The organism is Vallitalea sp. (genome assembly GCF_025211055.1).
GTDB lineage: Bacteria > Bacillota > Clostridia > Lachnospirales > Vallitaleaceae > Vallitalea.
Window position 1 is genome coordinate 218222 of the sequence record NZ_JAOARO010000057.1, and the last position, 20244, is coordinate 238465.

The window sequence follows — 20244 nt, forward strand, 5'->3', positions numbered from 1 at the left end:
TGTATTCACCTCTCATTCAGCATATTATTTTTTTCTAATTTCAGTAGTATATCTATATAACGCTCATTACTAAACGAAATATCCTCCTTTAATCCCATTAAGTACTTAGCTGTATCATGTTCATCTTTTTTACAATATATCATGGTATTACTCTCTAAATTGTAGATAATGGATATATAGTCATATTCAAACATCACTACCTCATCCTTGAAGTAATATGAATCTTCGGAGTTACAATCTTTGCATATAGTGAATCTTATCTTATCCTCACCTTCAATATTAAATAGATTAAAGGTGTAATAGTGATACAATATGTTTTTCATTCTAAGATAGTGCCAAAGCTTAGGATTACATCTAACATGTTTACAAAACATTTTACGATTCATGAAATGTGGTAAAAATGTACATTTAGAACATTTACTATAAAATTTACAGTTACTACACTCAGCACTACTGTTTTGTTCCATTTGTTTTGATAAGTTATCTACCAATTGCTTGGTGGTATCAGTAGTTGAGCCTACATGTCCATGATTAATACATAGATTAACCTTTTCATCTGACAAAGTTACTCTACTAAACTGACTTAAGGTACAAATTCCACTGAACATACATGCATTATTAATAATCCCATTCTTAATATCATTAATTGTGAAGTAACCTTTATTAATGACTTCTACAGCTTTGTTTTCTAGTTCTATCAGATCTTGTAGGCTATTTAAACTTCTTGTTGTGATACTAAGCTTTTTACTATCGTATAAGTTATCTATCTGTATATTAGTAATATTGCCTTTGGTTCTAGTACTGATTATTGATGGTACATACTTATCTGATTTATAGGCTGCTTCTAGAGTATGGCCATACTCCTTGATACAGTATTTGATATTTTTTCTATCATCACAGAAAAGATAATTCTTACTTAATGAAAGCTTATTGTTATTGCGAATAATCCTTCCATTGATATTAATATTATTATCAATAAAATCCAAATAGTCATTGGCATCATCTTTTACAAAAACATTATCAAACTTGCTATATCTGTTACTAAAAGGTATTCCTGAATAATAATATAGGATATCTTTGACTGTTTTGCTTTTTCTAGTTGACTGCTCAATATAAATATCATTAAGTATATTCTTCTGTTTCAGCAGATTATAAATTTTACCCATATCATAATTATGATAATAAGTTCTATAAGGTAATACTGTGGGTGACATATCCTTGTGGGTATCATATAATCTACTATTTTCAAAGATCCTGCTGCCAGGAAAACTTGTCATGAAACATACGCTTATATTGTCCATCTTTTTATCTTTCACATAATCTATAGTCCTAAATGCATCTTCTAACTTTTCAAAAGGCAATCCAAAGTTAATACTTATATATGGATTAATTCCTACCTCCTCACATTTTTTATAAGATTTTCTTACCTTTTCAATGAATTGGGATGAATTCTCACTACCTACAGCCTTACCAAGCTTAGTCATAACCTTGTTGGATGCTGTTTCAAGACCAATCACAATATTTTTGAAATTTGCTTCACTCATTATATCAATTAATCCATCAGATAATAAATCTGCTCTTGTACAACACCAATATGTATATTTTATTTTGTTTTTGATTATCTCTTTGCATAATTCTTTGGTTCTATTATTGCTTATGGAAAAGCAATCATCATAAAAGTTAATCTTTAGACTGCTATAGGCAAAGTATTTTTTGATATATTTCAATTCATCAATGATGCCTTCAATGCTATGGGTTAAATACCTATTCTTCGTATAAGAACAAAAAGCACAATTACCGTAACATCCTTTTGATGTAATCAATCCTACGTTCTCCACTTCTTCTATTGGAACAGAACCACTGCTATAGGGAAAACCAATATCATCTAGGGTATAATCATAATATCTAATACCCTTTTCAACAATATCAGTTCCTTTTCTGTAAATAATGTTGTCTATATGATCTAATTTATAACTGTTGATAAGATTATAAATGGTCATTGGTTCTTCTTGTAAGACGCATATATCAATCATGACTTCATCAAGAAGGTTGTGACCTATATATTTACTTACTGGTCCAAAAGCAATTATTTTATTATCTTTTCTAAATGCTTTTAATTCATTGATGATGACTTTTGAAATATAATAATTGTATTCATTAATATAAAAAACGTATGTATCTGTTTTATAATTGAACAAGTCATTGATTACCTCATGGTAATTATTAATATCTTTATTTATATATTGAATAACTTCAACCTCATTCTTCCTTAAATAAGAAGTAACATATGCAGAATCAAGCTGATATTCTGCTCCTGTAATATATCCATTGACTACATTTATATAGATTAATACTGCATCCAACATCTTTGCAAAACCCCAATCAAAATACTATACTAGAAAATACTTGTTCAAGAATACCTACTAATTCATCTACTTGTTCTTCATTCATAATTAACATAGGTAATAATGTCAACCCTGATTCAGCATGAGACACTATTAGACCTTTCTTCAATAATTCATACTTCAATATCCCTATCTGTTGTATAGAAAGATGACTATTATTCTTCTTTCCTCTTATAAGCTCTATTTGTATAAGACATCCTTTGCCCCATATATCATTGACATTTTTATGATTTATGATGTTTTTACTTAACTTATCCATTAGGTATGAATTAATATGTTTGACATTCTCTCCAATATTAAGTCTTGAATACTCTTCTATGGCAGCTATACATGCCGCACATGATGCTAGGTTTCCTCCCTGAGTAGTTCCATGATATAATAATCTATCAGATTGATTATATACTGAATATATCTTTTCATTAAACATAACTGTACCCAAAGGAAGATACCCATTGTTGATTCCTTTAGCCATACAAATTATATCTGGTTCAATATTAAGGCTATTACTATATAATGCTTCTCCAGTTCTATAGAACCCTACTGTTACTTCATCTACTGTGATCAAGATATTATATTCTGTACACAATCTTTGTACCATTTCAATATATCTGTCAGTAATAATAGATACACCATTAGAAGCTAGAATAGGCTCAATTAAAATACCTGCTATTCTATCATGATTCTTAATGATATATTCTTCTATAGCCTGTAATTCCTGATTATCTCTTTCAGTTTCAGATATATTTTTCTGTTCTATCTCAGGATCAAAAAATACAATGTCATCTACTAATGGACCATATCCAGCTATATGTTCCCTGCTTAAACCACTTACTCCCATACTTCCATAATGTGTACCGTGATATGAATTATTGAAACTAATTATTGTTTTTTTGTCATTACGTTTCCTGATAGTCCAATATTCCCTCATAGTTTTAATAGCCAGTTCTATACTTTCGGAACCTGAACATGTAAAAAATACTTTCTTCATATCACATTTGCTAAGGGATAGTATCTTATTAGCACAAGCAATGATTATTGGATTAGTATAATAGAAGAGTGAAGTAAATGGTAAGTCACATAACTGTTTATTTATTGCTGATATTATTCTCTCATTTCCATAACCTAAGGCGATATTCCACAAACCACTTGATGCATCAATATATTTTTTATTGTTTACATCAAATAGATAGATACCTTCACCACGAACAAAATTACGCATACTGAAATAATCTTTATTGACTGATGAATAGGGGTGCCATATAGGGTACTTGAAATCCATATCATGAGATATGACATTCCTTAGATTTAGATTGTTCATGTTATGCCCCCTCTTTATCAATGATAGGTCTTGTATAGTTCCATATTATCTCAAGCATAGCTTTCATATAATATTCACACAAAGGATCTTCTCCATTAATATTACCTTCATTACCAAGAGCACAAGCTCTACAACCTCCACCACAGAAATATCTCATTTTACAATCTTTACATGTTGATATATTGTCTACAGAGTATTTACATGCTACTTCTTTACCTTTTTGCATAATATCTTCCATATCATTTTGCAATATATTTCCTAATCTATATTCTCCGTGTTGAAGAGAAGGACATGGATACACATTATTGTCACTGCTGATACTTATAGTACCGCATCCTAGACTACAATTAGTAACTTTATGCCTATTAATGACTTTCTTTGATTGATCCGCTGCCATGGATAATTCAACATATTTTCTCTTCTTATCCTCTTCTAGGAAAAACTCTTCTGTCTCTCTAATATAATGAATACGTCTATTGATTCTTTCCATGTTTCTCATGAATTCACTTACATTTGTTTCATATTCATCAGGATCTGATTCAATGACTGGTTTGTTCTCTACCCCTCTGCCGACAGGCATTAATCTAGTCAGATGAATACTATCTATATCATGTTCATATGCAAACTTTGGTATCTCCGGCAGATTACTTATATTATATTTAGTAGGTGTGAACGAAATAATCAATCTCTTAATGTTAAATTCTCTAGCTAATTTCAAGCTTTTTAGCATCTTATCAAAGGAACCTTTACCTCTTGTTCTTTCATGATATTCTGCTTGGGTACCATCAACAGATACTTGTAATGAATGGATATTAGGTAATACTTCCTTATATATTTCATTACCAACAGTACCATTAGTTATTATTACAATATTCTTGTATTCTAGTTCATTCAATCTTTTTGTCAATGTTGGTAACCCTTTAAATAGAAATGGTTCTCCACCACTTATTAAAACTGTGCTACGATAATCTTTCGGTATTTTTTCTAAAAAACCTATTACAGCATCAATATCTACCTCTTCTTGCTCCACATCAGCACATGTTGAATTGGAATAACAAAATGGACATCTTAGATTACATTTTTCTGTAACATGTATCCATACATCATTAGGATACTCTGCAGAAGCTGGTTCCAAAATAGTCTTGGAATGACCTGATTCCAATAACAATTCTTTATTGATAGCTTCTTTCAAGAAATCGCTGAATTGTTCTTTTAGAAAATCAGTTCCAAAGGAATATAATACTGATATTTGTTGTATAACGTTTCGTAAAGTTTCTTTTCCATCACATCTTTTCAATATTTCTTTTCCAGTGGAATTGGTTCTAAGCCAATTGACATTATTATAATCAATAAACAAATATTTATTATCTCTTTCTATTATTTCAAACTCATTATCCAATGTATAGATTTTATCATAATCTAAGTTCATGTTTTATATCCTTCCCTTCAACTTTTTTTCCATCTGGATATATGATAGTCTTTATTTCATCAATGGGACACCATATCTTGATATCTGATTTTGGGCTGGTCTTCAATAATGCTCCCTTTTCATTTAACAGGTTATTAGTAACTATTTCTCCGCAAAAACTCAAGTTGGATGTAGTTCTTAGAATTATTTTATTTATCATTTTATCCACTCTCTTTTCAAACTTTCTATTTTTACAGCTCTAGCTAGATATTTAGATGATTTATAGAATATTTCCCTTTGATCGTTAACAGTAAAATTATCAGTTTTAACAATAGGATCCAATAAAGAATATTGTTTGTATCTGTCAGCAGTTATTTCTAATCCAAGTTCATCTTTATGCGTATGCTGCCACGTTCCAGGAAAAGGAGTATTAAATGACAGTGCAATTTCGGCTCTATATTTTTCATACATCTCTTTTATAAATAAATATGTTTCTTCCATGGTGTCTTTGGTATCACAGAAATGACCTACCATGAAAGATAGACAAAGGAATATCTTTTTCTTGTAAGTATAATCAATTATTTTTCGTGCTTTAGTAAGATCTATTCCTTTTCTAATGCTATCCAAAACTTCTTGACTGGCACTTTCAATACCATATTGTATAGCAATACATTTATTTTCTGACATAAGATTGAGTAATTCTTCTGACATCACGTCTATTCTTGATTCACAATGCCAATAGATGTCAGGGTCATATTCACTCATTAGTTCAGTGAATTTTTTAACTCTATCAGGAATAGCCGTGAATGTATCATCAACAATATATATTTTCATTACTTTTGTATTTAATAGTGCTCTCATCATAACTATTTCCATAAATACGTTTTCTATGTTTCTTACTCTGTATGTAGCTCCAGATAATGTAGTTGCTGAACAATAAATGCATCTACCAGGACATCCTCTGCTTGTAAATATGTTTATTATTTCTTTATACTTTGATAGATCTACCAAATCTCTTTTTACTAGTGGGGCGATATCCAGATCTGCACACTGTTTTCTAAGCTTATTCTTAATAATCCTTCCATCTCTTTTAAAAACTAATCCGTCTATATCATCCAGCTTTATGAGATACTCATTGCTTTCTATGGCTTCAACCAATTCAAGCATGGTTGATTCCCCTTCTTTTCTAATAATATAATCAACATATTGAGATTCCATGCCATCTTCTGGTACAAGTGTGGGATGAGGTCCACCTAATACAATTGGTACATGGGGATAAACGGATTTTATTTTTTCAGCAAATAGTTTTGCTAAATCAATATTTTCTGTGTACACCGAAATACCAATTAAAATTGGCTGCAGCTGTTCAATATTGTTAATTACCTCTTTGAAAGGCATTCTATGATAACACAGATCAATTACAGTTGCTAAGTAGCCATTAAGTTCCAACCATGTTCCAAGTGAAATCAGACCTAAAGATGGATTATATTGTGTATCACTAGAAAAATCTTTTTGTAAATAAGTTTGAATTGGTAGATTAATCAGTAGAATGTTATTCGTATTGTAACCACCCATCTATCTCATCCTCTTTCATATTAATAATGTTATTGTCAATCAATAATTGTATTGATTCCTCAACTATTTCTTCAATACAATGAGGTTCGTCAGTATCTTTATATTCATTTATCAAAATATTATTGATATCATCAATAGTATTTATACCATTGATTAATTCAAGCACAAGTTTTACTGATTTATTGAGAAGTAATTTTTCAAAATTGTTATTGACTACCGCATAATCCCCCTCCCCCTTCCAATTGATTGTTTTAACTTCTGGTACCAAATTCTTATCCATAATATCCTCCTATCCATGAATCCATTAATTTACAAATAGTAATATCAAATTTAGGAATGTCCCATTTATGACTGCATGAAAAACAATACATGGGATAATACTTTTAGTTCTTTCTATTATCAAACAATTAGTTATTCCTAAAACCATGATAGCAATTAGATTATAGATTGCTCCCATGGAATAATTGCTAAACGCATTATTAACTAGTGACATATGCCAAAATGTGAATATAAGTGAAGTTATGATTGTAGAACTAGTCTTACCGATTATATTATTTAAAAAATTATATAAGAACCCTCTAAAAAACAACTCTTCCAATAAAGCTGCCATAAAAATAAATTGAAATATATTCTTAATGAGATTATCAGGCGAAATATAATTATAGGCTCCAACAATAATTCTTACTATACTAGTTATAATATTGGGTAGACATATAAGTATTGTAAATAGACCTATCTTAGAATTGATCTTCCACATATTTTTAAAGTATAATGGTTGTCTTATTATCATGTAAACAATAGGTATTATAAAATAATAAGCAAGTATATATGATGATATTAGATTAATCCCATTTATGACTAATCCTTCATTAAAATAACCTAAGTCAAGTAAAATTGTAATGAGATAACATCCTATTATGCTAAATATTATATATATGCTATCCATCCATTGTATGTTATCTTTTTTTATGTATACTTCTTCATTGAATTTCATCAATAATAATATACTGATTGCTGCAATTAAGAATAGCAAACCATATTTATCAACATAAAAGTATGAAATAATATATAGTATAATATAGATATAATCATCTTTAGTTTTTATTTGTTTTATAGCTTTTTGTATAAATCATCACCTCGTATTCTTGAAAACGTTCTTTACATTACTCTCAGGATAAATGTAATCCTGAGAGTATGTGTAATCAGCTAGTCATTATGTTATTGCAATACCTACTGTAACACCTGTTCCTACAGCAGCACCACCTGCTCCTATTCCCAATGTCCATCCACATCCTGAACCATAGCTTGAATCTATACAGTTATCACCTGATACAGGATGACATGAATAGTCACTACTACAAGTAGCTCTACTAATTACATGAGAATTGTATCCACTACCGCATCCATTCAAACCCATGAACATATTTGTAGAAGCATTAGGCATTTTAATTATGTTAGGTTTTGGTAACATATCACTGCACCTCCTTCCTTACATAATTTCATAAGATTATCAAATGAATATATATGTACACTATTAAAAAGATAATATTACGAAACTATGTTTATTAACTAATCTTAATTTATATATAAGGATTAGCTAGCAATGAATAGAACCATTAATTTATAGACCAGATTTTTCAAGTAGTATGGACAGCAGACTTTTTTCATCCTTACTCACTTGAAATTCATATAATTTGTCTGGATCAAATGTATTGACATTTGGTTGAAACTGTATCTTATATCTAATAACATCTCCTTCTTCAAGACCAAGTTCACATTCACTTTTTTCAATTATTTTCCCTTCATATTCACTATCCAAATAAAAGTCATATGTCAGAAATGAAAGTATCTCATTAACTTCTCCTAAACTATTATCGTTAAGGATATTAGTCATAAAATATGTATCTTCACCGCTTCCAAAGAATTTACCATTAACAATGTATCTCTCTTGTATTTTCAGCATATTCAGACCTATCAAGAAAAGACAGGTTAGTATAAAACAAAGTACAAACAATACTTTAACTGCTATAATCATTTTTTTATTATCCAATGCTTTTCCCCCTATCCAATAATTCCTTGTATGTCTCTGACTTTCTCATAAGCTCATCACTACTTCCAATAGCTTCAATATTACCTTCTTTCAATACACAGATGTTATTCATTCCTTTTATCAAGTCCAAGTTATGAATTATAAATATTATTGTTTTATCATGGAATTCTCTTAATATATTATTGTATATCTTACTTTCCAATTTTTTATCAAGATTAGAAAATGATTCATCAAAAATGTATATGTCAGAATTTCTGAGAAGACTTCTTGCTATACATATTCTTTGTTTCTGTCCACTTGATAGGTTGAACCCATTTTCTCCAATTATAGTTTGTATTCCGTTGGACAATTGAATGATAAAATCTTGTATATGACATAACTCCAGTATTTTCTGAAAATAACTTTCTTCCACATTCCTGTTTCCATATAATATGTTATCTTTGATACTGCCATTTATCAAATATCCTTCTTGAAATACTACACTGATTTTTTGCCTGAGTTTATAAATATTTATATTTTTTATGTTCTTATTTCCTATTATGATATTTCCTTTGTCTTCTTCAATATCGTACAAACGTATTAGTAAATTGGATATGGTTGATTTCCCTTCTCCACTTTCACCGATTATTGCATATTTACCACCTTTTTTAAATTGTAATGAAAGGTTCTTTATTACATCAATATCACTATCTTCTTCATATTTGAAACTAAGGTTGTCCACAATGATATCAGAACCTTCTATAGTTTCATTTAATGATAGGTTGTCCTCTTCCTTCATATTGAAAATGGATTCTATCCTACCAAATGCCACCATGACATTCTGTATATTAATATTTAGATTTATAAGTGCATTAGAAAATTGATTGAATCTTTCAACCAAAGTATCAAAAACAAAGAATACCCCTACGGTCATATTTCCCTTATATATCTCATATATAGCAATAATGAAAATGAGCATAGAGCTTACAAAAGACACTAGGGATACAAAACTGCTATGTTTAAAAATTATTAAGAACCTATCATAACTTAGGTGAATAATTTTTTTTAATAAACTATCGTATTCCAGGGAATTGGCTTCTTCTTTACTGTAAGCCTTAATTATTTTTATACTAGACATAATTTGTTTTAGAAAACTAATATGTACAGAGGCTTTTTCTCTAATCTCTTCTTGATTGATTTTAACTTTTTTAGCATATCTTGTTGATATATATGTCTGGATAAGAACTGAGATTATGCCTATCAACGATAATTTCCAGCTGAAATAGAACATGACAAGAGCTGTAATTATAACATTCGTAAAATTATTTATTATAGAAATGATAGTATCTGTCATGAATCCAGTTACTGTACTAACATCATCAATGCTTTTACTTACTACATCACCTACTTTGATATTTTCCAAAACATGTAGTTTACATTTTTGCAGGTGATTCACTAAATCATTTCTAATATTTTTAGCAATGGATTGATTAACATATAAATTGAGATAACCATTACAAAATGACATCAAAAGATTAATTATATAAAAGAATAAGAATATGCCTATTACATAATTTAATAATTCAACTTCTTTTAGAATTAAAACTCTATCTATGATAACTTTGAATAATAGTGGGTTCACTAAAGATATCAATGAACTTAGCCCTAGAATAATAAAAATCATAACTTCATAATTTATAAATGGTTTTAGATATTTGACATATTTCCTTAGATAATCTTTTAGCATATATAAACAGCTCCATTCATCACTTTAACTTTTCGTTATTTTAAATAATATATTTTTATATTATGATTTAATATTTTATTATTAACATTTTATTAATTATTATATTATATTATTATCAAATAATTTTCCGTATAATTTTATGTTTAACCCATATAAAATACTAATTAATTATTAAAAATAGATTGTTCATTTTGGAATTATATTAGCAAACCCAGAGATGTTAATTGAAACAGATTATATTCTAAATTTTCTTATATATTTATTATATTTCATTTTTCAAAATAATACAAGCATTATTTATTGTATATTTCTATAAATTTATGTATTTTTATATACTTTTTATGATTTTTTTGTAATATTAAGTTCTCTAGGTTTATTATATAAACTAAAAAAATTCTTGAAAACCTCTATTAAAAAAACCTAGCTAGAGCTTAATATGCTCTGGCTAGGCAAGTATTTTTCAATAATGTTTCTTATTCATATAATAAAGCTTGTATATCATCTGAATCAATTGTTGTTTTATCATAATAATGAAATCCTGTATCTATGTTCTTTTCTACTTCTTCACCATTAATAGCTTTTACAGCAGCTTCTACAGCTTTGTATCCAATACCGATTGGATCCTGTGTTACTGCTCCTGCTTGTTGACCATTTCTAATGGCTTCTTGTTGCTGCTTACCTGAATCATATCCTATTACTACGATATCTCCAACTTTATCAAGTTCATTTACTGCATTGAGTACACCGATTATAGAACCTTCATTAGCACCAAACATACCTTTGATATTTGGATGAGCCTGAATAATTGATTTAGCTATATCTGTAGATTTTAATTGGTCTCCATCTCCATATTGAATATCTACGATTTTAATGTTCTTATACTTTTCTTCGATTCTGTTTTTGAAACCATCTCTTCTGTCTATACCAGTACGACTAGTCTGGTCATGAACAACTAATCCGATTTCACCTTCACCACCGATAAGTTCTGCCATTTTATCAGCCGCTTCTGCTGCTGCTGCAATATTATCAGTTGCCGCTGTAGCAATAGGAATTTCACTATCAACACCAGAGTCAAATCCTATAATAGGAATACCTCTTTCATCTGCTTGTTCTAGTAATGGTATAACCGCTTGACTATCAAGTGCTGCTAAGCATATAGCACTAGGATTTTTACTCAATGCCGCTTCTAACATCTCGATCTGTTTATCAACCATAGCTTCTGATTCTGGACCTTCAAAAGTAATCTCTACGTTATAATCTTTTGCAGCATTTTCTGCTCCTAGTTTAACTGCTTGCCAGAATTGATGTTGGAAACCTTTTGATATTACAGGTATATATATCTTTTCTTCACTACTTGAATCACCATTGTCATTACCAGAATTACTAGGCTTTGTTTCCTTAGGACTACAACCTGCTATAACACCCATCATGCAAATAATTAGTAATAATGAAATTAACTTCTTCATAAAACTCCTCCTTAAGATTAATTATATTTATTATTTTTTATTTTTTCTAGCAACATCAGCAACTACCGCAACAATTACAATAATTCCTGTAACCACTGTCTGCCACTCTTGTGGAACAGATAATATCCTTAGTCCATTAATCAACACACTCATAATAAATGCACCAATGATAGTCCCTAAAATGGTTCCTTTACCTCCACTAAGTGACGTTCCACCAATAACTACCGCTGCAATGGCGTCTAGCTCATATCCTTGACCTAATGCTGGATGAGCTGAGTTAAGTCTTGCAGCCATCAAGATTCCTGCTACACCACAAAAAGCTCCAGTTAGTGTATGTATAATTATGAGCCATTTATCAGTATTGATTCCTGATAATCTTGTAGCTTCTTCATTGCTGCCGATAGCAAAAGTGTATCTTCCAAGTAATGTTTTATTTAATAGAATGCCACCGATACCTGCAACTACGAATAGAATAATAACCGCATTAGGTATTCCCAAAATTGTACCAGTAGATATATCTGAGAATTTATCTATAAATACTCCTTTGGCACCAGTAAAATATATTGGTTTGGCATTAGATATAACAAGAGATAATCCCTTGGTTATCATCATCATTCCTAATGTAGCAATAAATGCAGGTATTCGAAATTTTGCAACATTGAAACCATTAATAAATCCGCATAAACTTCCTGCCAATATCGCTCCTAGAAGACCTAACCATATAGGTAGCCCCCACATAGATATTATTACTCCAGCGATTACTGAAGAAAATGTCATAACCGTTCCGATTGATAAGTCAATCCCACCAGTTATAATAACAAAAGTAACTCCCACAGCTAATACACCGTTAACCGCAGTTGCTAGCAATATACCTTTTATATTCGTTCCAGTAAAAAAGTTAGGTGATGCAATAGAAAAAATAATTAATAGCAATATTAGACTACTAAATGCCAATATTTTTTGCGTAGTATTTGAATTAAATAATTTTTCCTTTAATCCAATTTTATCCATTTCTCTACCTCCACATAATTATTAGTTAGCTTATTATAATCTTATAAGTATATCTATCTTGCAGTTGCATACTGCATAATCTTTTCTTGGGTAGCTTCTTCGTTACTAAGCTCACCTGTTATTCTTCCTTCACACATTACAATGATTCTATGACTCATTCTAAGTATCTCAGGTAGTTCTGAAGAGATCATAATAATTGATTTCCCCTGACTTGCTAGTTCATTAAGAAGCTTATATATCTCACCTTTCGCTCCAATATCAATACCTCTAGTTGGTTCATCGAATATTAAGATATCACAATCTCTAGTTAGCCATTTTCCTATGACAACTTTTTGTTGATTACCTCCAGATAAGTTCTTAACTTTTTGAGAAATACCTGGTGTTTTTATTGCTAATTCCTTGACTCTTTCAGTAGCTGATTCAGAAGTTTTGATAGACTTCACAAACCCTATTGGATTAGTATAATCACTGAAATTAGCCATAACTATGTTGGTTTCAATATCAATCCCTAATACAAGACCATATCTCTTTCGATCCTCTGATAAATACCCAATACCATTTTTTACTGCATCTTTTGGTGATTTTATTTGTATCTTTTTATTATTCAGTATAATTTCTCCTGAATCTTTTTTATCAGCTCCAAATATTGCTCTAGCTACTTCTGTTCTTCCTGCTCCCATCAAACCTGCAAATCCTAGTATTTCTCCTTTCTTCAACTGAAAGCTTACATCTTTCACTTTATTACCTTGATTTAGGTTATTGACTTCCAATATAACTTCATCTGAAGGGGTAATTTCTTCAGGGGCAGATACGTATAACTCACGCCCTACCATCATATTAATGATTTTATCAATAGTTACCTCATTCATATTTTTTGTATCAATATAACTTCCATCACGCATTACTGTAACTCTATCGCATATTTGCTTTAACTCTTCCATTCTATGGGATATGTAAACTATCCCTACACCTTTTTCCTTTAACCCTTTGATAATACTAAAAAGTTCTTCAATCTCCAGTTCCGTTAATGCAGCAGTTGGTTCATCCATGATGAGTACGTCTGAATTATAGGATAATGCTTTTGCAATTTCCACCATTTGCTGTTTGGCTACTGATAGATTCTCTACCTTTTCTTCTGGACTAATATTAAGGTTCATTTGATTCAATAATTCATTTGCCTTATCATTGATTTCCTTATTGTCCAAAAATAGATTCAAACACTTCTTAGGTTCTTTCCCAATAAATATATTTTGAGCTACTGTCAAATCAGGCATAAGATTCAACTCTTGATGGATTATACTTATACCTAAATCCCTAGCCATTCTAGGATTAGTGATATTTATCTCTTCACCTTTATAAAAAATTTTTCCTGCATCTTTTTTATGAACACCTGTCAGAATTTTCATTAGTGTTGATTTTCCTGCTCCATTTTCTCCTATTAACGCATGAATCTCTCCTTTTAATAATTGAAATCTACAATTATCAAGAGCCTTTACACCTGGGAAACTTTTATCTATGCCTTCCATTAAAACCAACGAATCCTCCATATTACTTATCTCCTTTCATTTTTATCTTGAATTACGAGATAAATGCAGGACTTATATTTATTCTCGTTATTTGAAACATTAATTACAGGAAATTTATAATAAGATTATATAATTATTTCTTGCAAAAAAAATTGAATATTCTACTCCAAAAGTTAAAATTCGTGCACACAAAAAAAGCTACGTCTCATCTTCCATAGCACTTTCCTATAATAAAAAAATCACCCTATATAATATATAATATAAGGCGATTTTTTTTTATATCTATTTGTTCTCAAATGAAAACAATAATTTTTGATTTTCTGGTGTATACAAGTTATTTTTATCTATAAGTATTGCTCCAGTATCAATTACTTCTGGTTTTTTTTCTCTATTGGCTATTCTAACAGCTTCTTTTATTCCTTGATATCCCATATTAAAAGGTTTCTGAACCACTATCTTATCGATAATACCCGATTCTATTCTACTTACTATCTCTTCATTAGAATCAAATCCTACTACTACAACTTTATCTTTTAATCCTAATTCTTCTATGGCTCTCCCAATTCCTACCATACATATTTCATTTGCACCAAATATTGCTATTGTATCAGGATATTTTTCTAATATTTCTTTTGTTTTTTCATAAGCAATATCTATTGAACCATTACTATACCAAGTCTCTTTAATAAGATCAATATTAGGATATTCTTTTAGAACTTCTCGAAAACCTGCCTCTCGTTCAATTGATGTTGATGTTCCGTATACATATGACATAACAGCCACTCTGCCTTTCTTATCTATCATATTAGCTAACTCTTTTGCTATGGTTTTAGCTGCTCCAATATTATTAGTGCCAATAAAACTATGATTAGTATCAATATCCACTTGCGAATCAATAGTAATCAGTGTTATTCCATTGGATATGACCTCTTGTCCTACTTCACGTAATTTCTTGTAATCTGTAGCTGCTAAGACTATTGCTGTAGGCTTTCGCTTAATGGCATCTCTTATCAATTTGATTTGCTCATCAACTTGAGTTTCATTTTCAGGACCAGTGAATACAACATCAACATCTAATTCAGTAGCTGCTACATCGGCTCCCATCTTTACTATTTCCCAGAATTCAAAACCTTCACTTGGCTTACTGGACTTAACAATCATATATACTACAGGCTTCTTTTTGGCATGATGTTTAAATGACTTTGCCAAATCAAACCCTATTATCAATAACATCGCTAATAAAATACAAATACTTAAAGGTACTATATATTTTTTCAAATGTTATCTCCTCCTAAAATTGAAATATTGGGTAACCAAGCTTTAACCGTAGTTCCTTCATATATCTCACTCTCAATCTCAAGTCCATAATCTTCACCATAATACAACTTTATTCTATTATCAACATTCCTAACTCCTACACCACCTAGTTTTTTCTCTTTTGGTAACTCTTGATTTTTGCTGAACAGTAGTTTGATTTCTTGTTGGCTCATACCAACCCCATCATCAGCAATTGTTATTAATATCTTATTATCATATTTTTTTACACTTATATCTATCATACCACCACCATGAACATTTTTAATTCCGTGATAGATAGCATTTTCTACTATAGGTTGTATTATAAGCTTGATAATCTTATTCTGTTTAATATCTTCCTCTACATCAATATGATAATCCAGATGGTCTCCATACCTTATCTTCTGTATCTTCAAATAATTCTCTACGTGTTCAATCTCTTCAGCTACAGTTATATATTGCGCTCCTTTACTTATACTAATCCTAAACAATTTCGCTAGAGCTGAGGTCATAATCACTACCCCCTTATAATTCTTTGATTCAGCCATCCATATGATTGAATCCAGAGTATTATATAGAAAATGTGGATTTATCTGAGCCTGTAATGCTCTTAATTCATTTTTCCTCTTATTTTTCTCTACCTTCTTATTTTGATTAACTAGATTATTAATTCTGTTTGTCATAAGATTAAAAGCTTTTGCTAGTTCTCCTATTTCATTATCGTTTTTTATATCTATGGATACATCAAGATTACCTTCTTCTACTTGATGCATGGTATTAACTAATTTCTTGATTGGATAGAGAATACTTCTTGATATCAGTACAGATATAAATATAGATATAAAAATAGCAAGAGTTCCCATAATAAAAAAGAATCGATCCAAATTAGGTTTATAGGATAATATATCCTCCATATATACTGAACTAACTACTTTCCATCCTGAATATTTGGATGTGGTAATCGTATACTGCTTCTTTTTTCTATCCTCTATTACTGTCTTGGTACCGTCCTCAGAGTTCAATATGGTATCCATATCTTCAGATTTCAAACCACTGTACAAAAGTTGTTGTTTTGGATGATAGACTATATCTCCATTATTATCTACAATGAACACGTACCCTTTTTGTCCTAATTTAATTGAGCTAACCATATCAATGATAAGATTATAATTTATATCAACAAGAAGAACTCCCAGATTTTCTTCATAATATGGACTTTTCAGTAATGTACTACATGAAACAACCCATTTATATCTTGATTCAAACAATCTTTGGATATGGGATTCTGATACAACGAATTTCTCTTCATTCTTAGCCTTCCTATACCACTCAAAGTCTTCAAAATTAATATTATCTTTTAGTTTCAGATGTAGATTATTGTGAAATACTCTACCTTTATTAGAGATGAAAACAATATTAATAATGTCATTTCTTGATTCAACGTATGTATTCAAATCTGATATTATATCTTTCTCCAGTTCTTGATTTTCAGTTCTTACATACTCGTTTAAATCATTATTATATCGTATATTCTCAGCAATGGTTTCTACTGTTCTAAGATAATAATCAATATCATTATTAACTTGTTTCACTAATTGATAAACATATTCGTTTGTGTTTTCTTCTACAACTGTACCTGTTATATGATAAGACAAAAAAGCTATGGTGCATATTATGAAAAATATTAATATAGAAAATGAAAATGTTATAAGTACCTGAATACTTTTCAAATTATATCTATCAATTAATTTGACAATTAGATTCTTCAACATTCCACCTCTTTTTTCTATACTGTGTTGGTTTCACTCCTATATTCTTCTTAAAATTATAGCTAAAGTAATGAGGATCTTCATATCCAACTTTTTCAGATATTTCATAAACTTTATAATCTGAATTTATCAGTAAATCTTTAGCTTTTTCCATTCTTACTTTTGTCAGATACTGCATGAACGTTTGATTTGTCTCTATTTTGAAAATTCGACTAAAATAACTTGAACTTATATTAAGATGATTACATATCATATTTATATCGAGACTTTTGTTTTGATAATTATTATAAATGAATTGAAATGCTTTCTGCATCTGAGAGGTTTTTATATCTATTCGTTCTTTGTTTATTTCATTAGATAAATTCTTACATAACTTTTTGTAATAGGTCTTTACTTCATCTATTTTTTCTTTTCCAAATACTTCATTGAATTGATTAAAATCAATTATTACATCATTAGGTGATCCACTAAAAATATCTTCATAAGCCTTTAATATTGTAGTTGTTATCTTAAGAAGTATTGTTCTAAATTGTGATATATGAACATTGGAAAATATTATGATACTAAATATATAATCAATGATTTTATCTGTTTTATTTCCACCTATTTTTATGGCATATTCTAATTCTCTAAGATATTCGTCAATTTTATGATAAGAGAATGATGAAGTCTTTTCAACATCCATTTTATAAATTATCTTATTACTTCCATTTAATACCCTATATTCTAAAGCATTCAAAGCATCTTTATATGAGAAATGCAAATCCTGCAATTCAGAATAGTTGTCACCCACACCAATATACATACCTATGTTATAGAATTTTTCAACACATACTATAATTTTATTCATTATCTCATCAATAGTATCTCGAAACTCTATTTCGTCTTGTTCATTATTAACAAAAAATATTATTATTTGGTCGTCATTCCCTAGTATACATATATTCTGATCATCGTTAGTTAATACTTCATTACAAATGTTTAGTATAGCAAATTCTAATAATTGATAATCACAATCCCAGTTTGAATTAGCTATATCTTTTATATTCTCTGGTTGTAATACTGCTACAATATATTTAGTTCCTTCTAGTTTGATATCAAGATTATTGATTTTCTCTCTGATTATATTGGAATTAATTTTATTGTATAATAAATTCATCAAGAATTTATCTCTAAGAATGTCTTTATTGGTTTCTACTTGTTTTTTCAATGCTATTAGATCTCTCTTCTTAGCGAATTTATTATCCAATTCATTTTTTATTTCTATAAGCATTTTTGTAAATTCATCTGCAGTTATTGGTTTTAATAAGTAATGGTCAACACCTATTTCTACTGCTTTTTGTGCATATTCAAACTCATTATATCCAGTAATGATAACTATTTTTACAGTGGGCAATATTTTTTTTGCTTCATTGGAAAGCTCTAAACCATCCATAAAAGGCATACATATATCCGTCAAAATAACATCTATCTGATTATTTTCTATATATGCTAGCCCATCTTGTCCATCACTAGAAACATAGACTAGTTCATAACCTAATTCTTCCCATTTAATAATATTACATATAGCATTTCTAACAGGTATTTCATCTTCGACAATAATTATTTTATACATACCTCTCCTCCTAAGATATATATTTGTATTTACCTTAATATTTATACTATTTGTTTATTCTTTTTACAGATTCTCTAACGATAAGATTTGTTGGAATTTTAATATTTGGTTTCTCTTTATTATTTTTCTCTATCATATTAATCAAGTTCTCAGCAGCTATTTTCCCTTTTGCAATGATATCCTGATTGATAGTTGTAAGCTTTGGATTTACAAGTCTTGATAAATAAACATTGTCAAATCCAATTACTGAAATATCTTCAGGCATATTATAACCTTTACTTCTTAATAATTCCATAATTTCAATAGCTAATATGTCCGCACTAACACAGATACCAGTTTTATTCTTAACAAAATTAAGTATCTTGTTCTCACATTCTTTACCCATAGGATCAAATTTGACTAATTCTAATACACTCTCTGAATAATCAAATGGCAAATTATTACTTTCAAGAGCATCCTTGAATCCATTAAGTCTCATACTTATAACACTTGGATAATCTATATGATATGATATAAAACCTATTGATTCATGTCCCATTTCTAATAGATAGCTAGCAGCTTTAAATTCCCCTTGATAATCTTCTGAACCAATATTTATGTATTTAAGCTCTTCATAATAGGTATCAATAAAAACTGCGGGAACATTATTGAACTTTTCCAGCTGTGGAAGTTGATACCCTATAAGACTAAGTATTATAAATCCATCAACACTCCAATTTCTCATTAATTCATAGATTTCTTCGTAATTATCTATTGATTTTATCATGAGATCATATTTCTTAGCAGCAACAATCTTCTCGATACCTGTTAATATTTGAGAGTGAAAAGGGTCTTGCATAAATCCTTCTGTTGTTTTTGGAAATATGACTCCGATTATTTTTGATGAATTATTTGCAAGGGCTCTAGCATTTTTATTAGGAACATATCCTGATTCTTTTATTGCTTTTTGGACTTTATCAATAGTTTTCTGTGAAACTTTATGATAGTTACTATTAATAACATTGGAAACTGTAGTAGGAGTAACTCCTACAGCATTAGCAATATCTTTTATAGTCATATATTTTTTCCCTTCATTGATT

17 protein-coding genes are annotated in these 20244 nt (G+C 29.5%); all 17 read right to left on the minus strand.

Annotation, left to right across the window (positions count from 1 at the left end; translation table 11 throughout):
* Nucleotides 1–5: 5 nt before the first annotated feature.
* Entirely contained in the window at nucleotides 6–2366 is a 2361-nt protein-coding gene (locus tag N4A55_RS08120; RefSeq protein WP_293755101.1) for a B12-binding domain-containing radical SAM protein, read from the minus strand.
* Nucleotides 2367–2382: 16 nt separating this feature from the next.
* Entirely contained in the window at nucleotides 2383–3723 is a 1341-nt protein-coding gene (locus tag N4A55_RS08125; protein WP_293755102.1) for an aminotransferase family protein, read from the minus strand.
* A 1-nt stretch (nucleotide 3724) separates the two neighbouring features.
* Nucleotides 3725–5152, minus strand: a complete 1428-nt coding sequence (locus N4A55_RS08130; RefSeq protein WP_293755103.1) for a radical SAM/SPASM domain-containing protein — start codon at nucleotides 5150–5152, stop codon at nucleotides 3725–3727.
* Nucleotides 5136–5351, minus strand: a complete 216-nt coding sequence (locus N4A55_RS08135) for a hypothetical protein (protein ID WP_293755104.1) — start codon at nucleotides 5349–5351, stop codon at nucleotides 5136–5138. The genes N4A55_RS08130 and N4A55_RS08135 overlap by 17 nt, the downstream gene beginning before the upstream one ends.
* Complete coding sequence (locus N4A55_RS08140) at nucleotides 5348–6706, minus strand: B12-binding domain-containing radical SAM protein (protein WP_293755105.1); 1359 nt, start codon at nucleotides 6704–6706, stop codon at nucleotides 5348–5350. Before N4A55_RS08140 ends, N4A55_RS08135 begins: the two co-directional genes overlap by 4 nt.
* On the minus strand, nucleotides 6684–6986 hold the full coding sequence (locus tag N4A55_RS08145) for a PqqD family peptide modification chaperone (protein ID WP_293755106.1): 303 nt from the start codon (nucleotides 6984–6986) through the stop codon (nucleotides 6684–6686). The genes N4A55_RS08140 and N4A55_RS08145 overlap by 23 nt, the downstream gene beginning before the upstream one ends.
* A 24-nt stretch (nucleotides 6987–7010) precedes the next feature.
* The gene (locus tag N4A55_RS08150; RefSeq protein WP_293755107.1) at nucleotides 7011–7739 is read right to left on the minus strand and encodes a CPBP family glutamic-type intramembrane protease; all 729 of its coding nucleotides are present in this window, start codon (nucleotides 7737–7739) and stop codon (nucleotides 7011–7013) included.
* 180 nt (nucleotides 7740–7919) lie between these two features.
* The gene (locus N4A55_RS08155) at nucleotides 7920–8177 is read right to left on the minus strand and encodes a hypothetical protein (RefSeq protein ID WP_293755108.1); all 258 of its coding nucleotides are present in this window, start codon (nucleotides 8175–8177) and stop codon (nucleotides 7920–7922) included.
* A 150-nt stretch (nucleotides 8178–8327) separates the two neighbouring features.
* Nucleotides 8328–8756, minus strand: coding sequence for a hypothetical protein (locus N4A55_RS08160; protein ID WP_293755109.1), 429 nt, complete (start codon nucleotides 8754–8756; stop codon nucleotides 8328–8330).
* A complete protein-coding gene (locus tag N4A55_RS08165) occupies nucleotides 8749–10482 on the minus strand; it encodes an ABC transporter ATP-binding protein (RefSeq protein WP_293755110.1) in 1734 nt (577 codons plus the stop codon). Before N4A55_RS08165 ends, N4A55_RS08160 begins: the two co-directional genes overlap by 8 nt.
* Before the next feature lie 473 nt (nucleotides 10483–10955).
* A complete protein-coding gene (locus tag N4A55_RS08170) occupies nucleotides 10956–11948 on the minus strand; it encodes an ABC transporter substrate-binding protein (RefSeq protein WP_293755111.1) in 993 nt (330 codons plus the stop codon).
* A 30-nt stretch (nucleotides 11949–11978) separates the two neighbouring features.
* Nucleotides 11979–12959: an ABC transporter permease gene (locus tag N4A55_RS08175; RefSeq protein WP_293755112.1), complete on the minus strand. Its 981-nt coding sequence runs from the start codon at nucleotides 12957–12959 to the stop codon at nucleotides 11979–11981.
* Between the two features lie 53 nt (nucleotides 12960–13012).
* Entirely contained in the window at nucleotides 13013–14506 is a 1494-nt protein-coding gene (locus N4A55_RS08180; protein ID WP_293755113.1) for a sugar ABC transporter ATP-binding protein, read from the minus strand.
* Nucleotides 14507–14767: 261 nt separating this feature from the next.
* The gene (locus N4A55_RS08185; protein WP_293755114.1) at nucleotides 14768–15763 is read right to left on the minus strand and encodes a substrate-binding domain-containing protein; all 996 of its coding nucleotides are present in this window, start codon (nucleotides 15761–15763) and stop codon (nucleotides 14768–14770) included.
* Nucleotides 15760–17550 (minus strand): sensor histidine kinase, encoded by a 1791-nt coding sequence (locus tag N4A55_RS08190; protein WP_293755115.1) that lies wholly within the window; start codon nucleotides 17548–17550, stop codon nucleotides 15760–15762. Before N4A55_RS08190 ends, N4A55_RS08185 begins: the two co-directional genes overlap by 4 nt.
* A complete protein-coding gene (locus tag N4A55_RS08195; protein ID WP_293755116.1) occupies nucleotides 17522–19165 on the minus strand; it encodes a response regulator in 1644 nt (547 codons plus the stop codon). The genes N4A55_RS08190 and N4A55_RS08195 overlap by 29 nt, the downstream gene beginning before the upstream one ends.
* A gap of 46 nt (nucleotides 19166–19211) precedes the next feature.
* The gene (locus N4A55_RS08200; RefSeq protein WP_293755117.1) at nucleotides 19212–20222 is read right to left on the minus strand and encodes a LacI family DNA-binding transcriptional regulator; all 1011 of its coding nucleotides are present in this window, start codon (nucleotides 20220–20222) and stop codon (nucleotides 19212–19214) included.
* Between the last annotated feature and the right edge of the window lie 22 nt (nucleotides 20223–20244).